General features: G+C 49.8%; 2 protein-coding genes. Both read right to left on the reverse strand.

Translation table 11 applies throughout. The features are described from left to right. Nucleotides 1-357: 357 nt before the first annotated feature. Nucleotides 358-720, reverse strand: a complete 363-nt coding sequence (locus J3U88_RS33920) for a hypothetical protein (protein ID WP_207863663.1) — start codon at nucleotides 718-720, stop codon at nucleotides 358-360. Between the two features lie 10 nt (nucleotides 721-730). Continuing rightward, a partial coding sequence (locus J3U88_RS33925) for an RHS repeat domain-containing protein (RefSeq protein WP_207863664.1) occupies nucleotides 731-3,145 on the reverse strand: 2,415 nt, incomplete at its 5' end.

A 3,145-nucleotide genomic window follows, 5' to 3' on the forward strand; every position in this document is an offset into this window, starting at 1 on the left:
CCAGCAAGCAGGGCAAATCAGAGGGAAGGATCAGACGGCGAACCCGCCTGGGCGGCCTGCTCAACTTTTATGATCGCGTTTCAGGATAGGAACTACGTGGATTTGAATCGAAATCTAAGGCCAAAGTGCGTCCAAATAAGCCGTTTGTACTAAAAACAGTCCTCTCGCCGACAAAATAATCGACAGTTTTCCATGAAACAAACCGTTAAATCTCGTTGCGAGGAACGGATTTTTGTGTGAATTGGTGGCGTGGTTATTTTTGGGACACTACGGGTAGATCTCCCTTCCGCGGCGCGGATTTCACCTTGAATTGCCCGCCTCTTCATTTTTGGGACACTACGGGTTAGCTATGAAAAACTAAGATTTGTTTTTAAAATGTGCCTTCGCGGCATCTATGAAACGCAAGAGAAAATTCGACTTCTTTAGAGGAGTTGCTTTGAAGTTTCTGATGTATACCAAGGTTCCATTGGATGTTAGGATTAAATGCTTTAGCGAGACTTTTTGGCCGGCTTTGTCTACAAGGGCTATATTATCATTGTGACTCATTGAGTATTTTGAAAGGCGTGGTAGAAGTTGTTCAACTTCATTGCTGTCTATTAACCACTCAGGTTCATATATGACATGGGGTTGATTGTAGCCTGCTAGTTTTAAAACACAAATCTTTCTATCGACATAGAGGTCATAGTGCTTTTCCATAGGGTTGTATTCTGTATAGTTCAAAAAATCCACCTTAGTTTTTATCAATCTGGTCTGCAATGGCATCACCAAGAAAACCGCCGGCTACTCCAAAAACCAGGCCACCCGCAATTGCACCACCAGGTCCTCCAATAAATCCAACCGATCCTCCGTAGGTAGCGCCAGCATAAGCTCCAGCTGCTCCAAACCCAAAGGCGGTAGTTTCCCGAATTGCCCAGCCGGCATATGGTTTATACGAATTCCTCCGTATTGCTCGATCTCTTGCGAGACCAAGTTCATATGCTGAAAAGGCATAACCAAGGAATTGAGTTCCCCTTGCTAACCGTTTTGCATATCTTAAACCTTTTGTTTCAATATCTCCAGGACTGACATCATCAGAAATTAATACTTCAAATTCAATATCACGAATTTTATCGTTCGCAATCAGAATAGAGTCTGGAATTTGGCCTCTAATCTCAGATGAAAGATTTGAAACGGGCTTCTGAATCTCCATCCAATCTTTAAGCATCCCTTCTGTAAAGTGTGCTTTGCCATCGACTAGCTCTTGAACAGCCAGAATAACTAGTTCTTTATTTGATATTATTTTAATATTTTTGGCGTTGATTCGAAACTTTTTTCCGCCCTGTAAATTTGAACCATTTGGGTGTTCGCTAGCGGAAATAAAACGGGTTTTTGGCTGAGGATCAAAATTAAATACATGCTGTGTTGGTGTATCAGATCCGTCAATTACTTCACGAAAGAATCCTGAGTTCAAAGGGTTAGCGGGGTTGCTTGCAGTAGGTGTAGGTAACCCATTTATTACAGGGACTGATGATTTTCGAACCACAAAGTTAGTTAACGGAGTCGGCATTGCAACAAGCCTGACAGGCATAACTCCACTTGTAGATTGAAAATCTATGGCATCATCATGAAACAAGGCTGTTAATTCGCCTAGCAATACTCGGGAAAGAACAATCTCTTGATAATGCAATCTTCCATCTCTTCTGAATTTGGCATACATCTCTTCAAGTATTATTATTTTCGATAAAGTTATTTTTGCTTCATTTTCTCCTAGCTCGTTTTCTAAAGACTTCATATCAACTTCAAATAAGGAGAATGCTAGCTTTGAATGAAGACCATCAGGATCCCAAAACATCATCGGGTTGCCCGCGGCAAACGCGTAAGGTTCGGTGAAGGTGGTGGGGTCGTAGATGTCGGGGGCGCGGAAGTCGGGGTTTAGGAAGTGACCTAGCCGCGGGTCGTAAAACCGGTGGTGCATGTAGGTTAGGCCGGTGTCCGCGTCTTGGAGGTGGCCGCTTAGGCCGAGGGGGGTTGTTGGGAAGATGGGGTCTGGCGGGAGGCTGAAGTTTTGGGTGGTGTAGGGGGAGCCTCGCGTTGGGGTGTTGGCCAGGGATTCGCCCCAGGGTGATCGTGGGTTGATGTAAATCGTTCCCGTGTTGGCGTTTTTGTACGCGAGTGGTGTTCCTAGGTGGTCGGAGAAGATGTGGTAGTCCATGCCCGCGCCGGTTAGGTCTTTGATGAAGGCCGGGCCGAGCGGGCCTTGGCCGATGGCGTGGGTCCATTGGACTTGGCCCGGTCCCTCGTACAGGCCGATGGCGATGACTTTGCTGCCCTCGTAGGCGAAAGCCAGCGGTTGCGGGTGGTGTTGGGTGGCGGCGCGGATGCGCCGGTACTGGTGATCGTAGTGGTATTGGGCGGTTAGGTTGTTGTCGTCGCGGATCTCGCGCAGGCGGCGGAAACCGTCCCACACGAAGGTGCGCACCGTACCGTCGCGGCGGTTGATTTGTTGCAAGTTGCCCAGGATTGGGTCGTAGCTGTATTGGTCGGTGCCGTTTGGTTCCGTGGCACCCGTTGCGCCGATGCGTTGGTGGATGCGGCGGTTGTCCGCGCCCGCTTCGACCGCCAATTGTTCGTCGACCAAGATTTGGTTGTTGAGCAGCCGCGTTAAACCGCCCAGCAGTTGGTTTTGTACCGTGCCGTAGCTTTCTTGGATTTGGTCGGTGACGCCGTTGCTGTTGCGGTTGATGGTGACGCCGGTGAGGTGTTCGTCGCTGTTGTAGGCGGGTTCGATGATTTCGGTGAAGGTGCCCGCTTTTCGTTCTACTCGCGTGAGTTGTTTGTCTTCGGTGCCGCCGGATTCGCAGGGGTCGCCGCTTGCACTTTCCGGCCGCCAGGTGAGGTCGAGGACGAAGACCTCGGCGTCGTCGGCGATGCGCTGCAGGTTGTTGTTGCTGTTGCGATCAATGCTGAAACGCGTGCCGTCGCCCCACGTCATGGTCGATGGCAAGCCTTCCTGCCAATCCGTGTAGGTTACGGCCATGCCGCTTGTTTGCAGTTCCAGCAGGTTACCCGCGTCGTCGCGGCGGTAGTGGAAGGTGGGGCCGCCTTCGATGTCGATCCGGTTGGTGTACCCGTATGCATCGTAGCCGTAGCGGTGCAACACCCCGTT

Origin of the sequence: Acanthopleuribacter pedis (genome assembly GCF_017377855.1) — a bacterium.
Classification (GTDB): Bacteria; Acidobacteriota; Holophagae; order Acanthopleuribacterales; family Acanthopleuribacteraceae; genus Acanthopleuribacter; species Acanthopleuribacter pedis.